A 5,837-nucleotide genomic window follows, 5' to 3' on the forward strand; every position below is an offset into this window, starting at 1 on the left:
GATACCGCCGCACGGGTAAATGATGCAGTAGGCGAACAGATAAGTTCTGCAACAGAAGGGATAAACGATGCCATCGGCAGGAACAACGACTCGGCCTTCAAGCTTGGTGTGAATTCGCCAACAGGCAGCCTGCTGAACCCATCCAACTCTGGCAGAGGCAGTGCAGGTGGAGGACAGGGAGGTGCCACGGCAGTGGAGAACCTCGGCCCAAAGCCGGGAGCGAAGATCTCACGGGACAAAAAGATGAACTACGGTGGCAAGGATTTCTGGGTGGTGAAGCTCAAGGACAGGGAGAAGCCGCTGAAGGAGAAGGTGAAGATAGAGGCGATACCGAACCCTGTGGTGAGCTATACGAATGTGATCGTTGGGTTTGACTTTGATACCGGCACGGCACGGTTGTTTGACATCGGGGGTCGGGAACTGCAGAAGTTTGCCATTGACAGCCGGACGGTTCCGGTGAACCTTTCGGGGTATCCGATGGGGGTTTATATTGTGAACATTGTGACGAACAATGGTGAGGGGAGTGTTAAGGTGATTAAGAATGAGAATTAAGATAAATAGACAAGAGATGAATATAAGAACAAGAATATACAGTATTGCAATATTTACAGCACTGGCTTCGAGCCAGCTTATGGCACAGCAATTGCCAAATGTGATCCCTCCCTCGCCAGAGGCCACATCCCTGGCCAAGTTTGTGGACATGCCCGTCTCGCATTACAACGGGCTTCCCAACATCAGTATTCCGATCTATACCATAGATGCAGGCAGTGTCCAGGTGCCCATAAGTCTTTCCTACCATGCAAAGGGAATACAGGTTGCAGAAATCGCCTCAAGGGTTGGAACGGGCTGGGCACTGAATGCCGGAGGCTTGATAACGCGCCAGGCAAGGGACATGCCCGATGACCACCACTCAGGCAGGGGATATCTTGCAAAAAAATTCACCTCCGATTTCTTTACCAATCCGGCAACAAGAGCCTTAGTCCATAGCATGTCATCACAAGCTGGTTCTTCAAAGCAGGATCTGGAGCCGGACCTTTTCATGTTTAACTTTATGGGGTTTTCAGGAAAATTTATTTTTGATCACGTTACAAAGAAACCTGTCCTGCAGAAAGCCGATGACATAAAGATAGAGCCTGTCTTTGAAATTCCAGGCACCTTCTCAAAGATAACCAGCTGGTTGGTTACCGACCAGCAGGGCATAAAATATACCTTTACGGCCAAGGATGCTGCGTATGATATCCAAAAATATATTTTCACCCATGTTACTGGAGGAGGCCTGCTTCTAGATAACTCAATAGGTGCACAGGAAGCCCTTTCCAGTGCCAAGGAAATTAATGCATGGTACCTGACGAGCATAGAAACGCCACAGAAGGACGTTGTCGGCTTTACCTATAACTGGGAGCTGGTAAACTATTATACAAAGGATGCAGATGAATTTGGAGGGATTCCCAAGACACTCTTTTCCTATAATGAGATGTATCAGCACCAGCTCAGCAGCATATCCTTTAGGGGAGGCAAGGTATATTTTACGCCCGATACTGTAGAGAGGCAGGACCTTAATAACGGATATCCTCTGAAACATATAAGGGTTGAGAACAGCCAAGGGCTGACGATAAAGAGCTTCACGCTGGAGTATTTCTACACCACCGCATCACCAAACAATGATGTGCTTTTCTATTTGGATTTTATTGATGCCCACGCCAAGAAACGCCTGTTCCTGGACAAGATAGCCGAGACCGATAGCTCTATCCCGAAGAAAACACTTGTCCATGACTTCAATTACAACCCGCTTCCGCTTCCCAACCGCCATTCGGTCTCGATCGACAACTGGGGCTATTTTAATGGCATCGGCGGTGCACAATATGTTTCAAATGTTTTACGTCCCTATGGAAGGATAGTCCATACGGACAAAGTTGAGGCTGGAATGTTGAAAGAAATAATATACCCCACAGGAGGTTATAGCAGGTTTGAATACGAGCAGAATAAGGTGGCGCCTCCTGATTTTATGGATGAGATTGCTATTACGCACAACAATCCAATGAGTCCACAAAGCTTTGGGATGGTCAATGATGGGCCTCCTGTTGTAAACGACAGCTATACCGATAGCTTTACAATTGATGGCACTGCCAATGTGATTTTAGATGTCTGGGTCCAGTTTCCTGACACGGATTGCCCCCCGGGAATAGTTTCCAGCGGGTGCATCTATAAAATCTTTATATTGAACTCATCAGGACAACAAATTTTGCATAGTCTTCCCCTTGGACGATATTCCTTTAGTATGGCCCCGGGTACGTATATGGTAAAGGTTACCCCAAAAGGTGCTATAGCTTCTCCTTTTGATTGGCAGTATAAATCCTATTTTGTATCTTTAAAATGGAGACTGAGTACCGATCCGGAGGAGCTCCTTGCGGGAGGAAAGAGGATAAAGAAGATTACCAAGGGAGAAGGATCGATTGTGCATTTGAAAAAGGAGTTCTTCTATGAGGAGAATGGGATCTCCACAGGAAAGGTATTTTCTATACCGAACTATTATCAGAAATTCCGTGTAGGAATGCTTGCCACCTCCAACATGAGCACTTCACCAATGAGCTCGGTCAATAACGGTGCGTTGGGCTATTCAAAGATTACGGAGATCGATTCTCAAAACAACGGCAAGACGGTATATACCTTTACCAATTTCAAGGACACCGGTACGTTCTACAGGTGGCCCTACCATACTCCCAATGATATGGAATGGACCAGGGGACTGCCTCTGGAAACTGAAATCTTCAGCAGCACAGGCACCAACCAGTACCGTCTGGAAAAGAAGGTCAAAAACAAATATGTATATTATAACAATTCTAACTCACCAATATCTGACCCTTTAGTATTGGAAAATCCAGATCCATTGGATGAACCTTATGCCGAATATCTCGCTAGCTTTAAAAAGTATAGAATACCCATTATAAAATCAGGGCACTATGCACTTCTTGCCAATGGCTTCCCGATAGTCAGTACACCAACACCGGACACCTACAGGCTTGCCTATTTCTATGCAGGGAGGCTGAATCTAAGCGAGAGCATTGTATATGATTATTTCTATGACGGTTCGTCGACCGTCAATATTGCAGAAAGGAAGTCGATATTCACACATGATTCTCCAGTACATCACCAGATGACAAAAAAGAGCGACAACCTTTCTGATGGCAGCGTTGTGGAGACCCGCTATAATTATGCAAAGGATGCAGGCATGGCAGGGGAACCGCAAAGGACTGATCTTGTTGAAGCCAACAGGTTGCTTCCGCCGCTCAGCACCTCTGTCTTTTCTGGTTTAGGGGAGAAGCTTTCAGAAACCAAGACGCTTTACAAGGACTGGGATCCCGGTGCAGGACTTCACCTGTCTCCCGAGGTCATCAAGACCAGCAAGGGTGGGGCTGAAACAGAACCGCGTGTAAAATACAACGCCTTGGACATCACCACAGGCAATCCGCTTGAGGTGGAACAGGCAGGCGGTACCAAAATCAGCTATATCTGGGGCTACAACAAGACACAGCCCATCGCCAAGATCGAGAATGCCACCAATGCAGAGATCAAAACTGCCTTGGGGGTGACGGATCTTACCTTGGTTAATGAAACCGACCTGACGGCCATCAACAGTCTTAGAGTTTCGCTTCCCGATGCCATGGTCACCACCTACACCTACAAACCTTTGGTTGGCATAACTAGCATCACCGACCCCAAGGGCGACAAGATCACCTACCATTATGACAGCTTCAACCGCCTGCAGTTTGTCAAGGACAAGGATGGCAACATACTCAGCGAGAACCAATACCGTTACAGAACACAAAACTAGCCAGCATGAAACAGCTATTATATATTATATTGCTCTTGCCTGCAATGGCATCGGCCCAGAGTACGAACCAGAATTACGTAAAGAGTACTGCATACAAGGTTCCAACCCTGAACGGCATTACTGCCACAGACGGCACTGGTGATGTTACGGATGCGAAGAAATCAGTCAACGTTACCTACTTCGATGGCCTTGGCCGTCCTATGCAGCAGGTTGCCCACCGGCAGTCTGGAACGGGAACCGACATTGTAACGCCTATCAAGTATGACAATTTTGGCAGGCAGACCCACGACTATCTTCCCCTGCCCATGGGCAACAGCAACATGGAGTACAGGGACAACGATATGCTTCTGAATACCTCCAATCTTTATTATGCTGCGTATCATCCCACCGACATTCCTCACCTGTTTTCGGAAAAGCGATTTGAAGACTCGCCCCTGAACAGGGTCTTGGAGCAGGGGGCTCCCGGGGCTGACTGGGCAGTGAACTCCTTGAGTGATGCGGACCATACCATCAAGTTTGGCTACCACACCAATACGGCTGGCGAAGTGAAGGTCTTCAGGGCTGTAGCTACCTGGAATCCAGGAAACGGATTGTATGATATTGCATTTGCGGCCGCACCATCACCGCCCACGTATGCGGCCAACCAGCTCTATAAGACGGTGACCAAGGATGAGAACTGGGTGACAGGTTCCTCGAACCATACCACTGAAGAATTCAAGAACAAGCAGGGACAGATAGTGCTCAAGCGTACCTATAATGCCGGCCAAGCCCACGACACCTATTATGTCTATGACCAGTTTGGAAACCTGACCTATGTGATACCGCCGTTGGCAAACGGAAGCACTTCTACCGCAGTACTGGAGGGACTTTGCTACCAGTACAAATACGACTCACGCAACCGCCTGGTGGAGAAGAAATTGCCGGGCAAGCAATGGGAATTTATCGTCTATGACAAGCTCGACAGGGTGGTGGCCACGGGACCTGCCAACTCCCCTTTCAGTAACATCACGGCTCCGGGGTGGCTGATGACCAAGTATGACGCCTTCAGCCGCCCGATACTGACGGCTTGGAAGCAGGCCACTGTGACAGGCAGTACAAGGAATGCCTTGCAGGTAGTATACAATGCCGCTACAGCCACAGCGATAAGCGAGAAGAGAACAGCATCTTCAGCCGTGAACACGACAATCAACGGTGTTGCCTTCAACTATACCAATGTTGCTGAGCCCACGGCAGGCTACCACCTGCTGACAATCAACTACTATGACGACTATGACTTTACCACCTCGACGGGGTGGGTTCCTGTGGCATTGCCTACGGCTTCCCTTGGGCAGGATGTTTATTATAACCGTACGGTAAAGCCCAAGGGTCTTGCCACTGGAAGCTGGGTTAGGGTGCTGGAGACCTCGACCCTCTATAGGGATGAACGCTCCTATACGCTCTACGACCACAAGAGCAGGCCGATACTTGCTTTCAAGCGCAACCACCTTGTGGGATATGATTTTACCTTTACAAAATATGACTTTGAGGGCAAGGTACTGCACAACCAGGTCTCGCACAGGCGTGAGAGCGGGTCGAGCCCGCTTGTGGTGAACGACTACTACAGCTATACCGACCAAGGGAGGCTCCTTGAGCACAAGCACAAGATCAACAGTGGTACGGAGGAGCTCATAGCAAGGAACGAATACGACGCTTTGGGACAGCTCAAGAGCAAGAAGGTGGGAGGTGCCGTATCTCCTACTCCAGTTGGATTGCAGAAGGTGGACTACACCTACAACATCCGCGGCTGGCTCAAGGGGATCAACGATGTGCTTTCGCTTTCCCAGCAGGGGGATCCCGCCGATCTCTTTGCCTTCAAGCTGAACTACAATACGGTGGAGAACAGCGTTCAAGGTGCAGTTGAGCCCTTGTACAACGGGAACATCTCCGAGACGTTCTGGCGTACTTATGGGGACAATACGTTAAGGAAGTACGGCTATGTGTATGACGATTTGAACCGGCTGACGGA

Annotated in this window: 3 protein-coding genes; all 3 read left to right on the top strand. The window is 48.8% G+C overall.

Features of this window, described 5'->3' with window-relative positions; genetic code table 11:
- Positions 1–552 (top strand): T9SS type A sorting domain-containing protein (locus J2X31_RS18120; RefSeq protein ID WP_310028996.1); only part of this gene is annotated, 552 nt, incomplete at its 5' end.
- On the top strand, positions 542–3,832 hold the full coding sequence (locus tag J2X31_RS18125) for an RHS repeat domain-containing protein (RefSeq protein WP_310028999.1): 3,291 nt from the start codon (positions 542–544) through the stop codon (positions 3,830–3,832). The genes J2X31_RS18120 and J2X31_RS18125, both read left to right, overlap by 11 nt.
- Positions 3,833–3,837: 5 nt before the next feature.
- Positions 3,838–5,837 (top strand): DUF6443 domain-containing protein (locus J2X31_RS18130; RefSeq protein WP_310029001.1); only part of this gene is annotated, 2,000 nt, incomplete at its 3' end.

The organism is Flavobacterium arsenatis (assembly GCF_031456785.1).
Classification (GTDB): Bacteria; Bacteroidota; Bacteroidia; order Flavobacteriales; family Flavobacteriaceae; genus Flavobacterium; species Flavobacterium arsenatis.

Bases quoted from the DNA above. Each gene is read 5' to 3' on its own strand.
- J2X31_RS18125 (WP_310028999.1), top strand. From the start codon at position 542: ATGAGAATTAAGATAAATAGACAAGAGATGAATATAAGAACAAGAATA.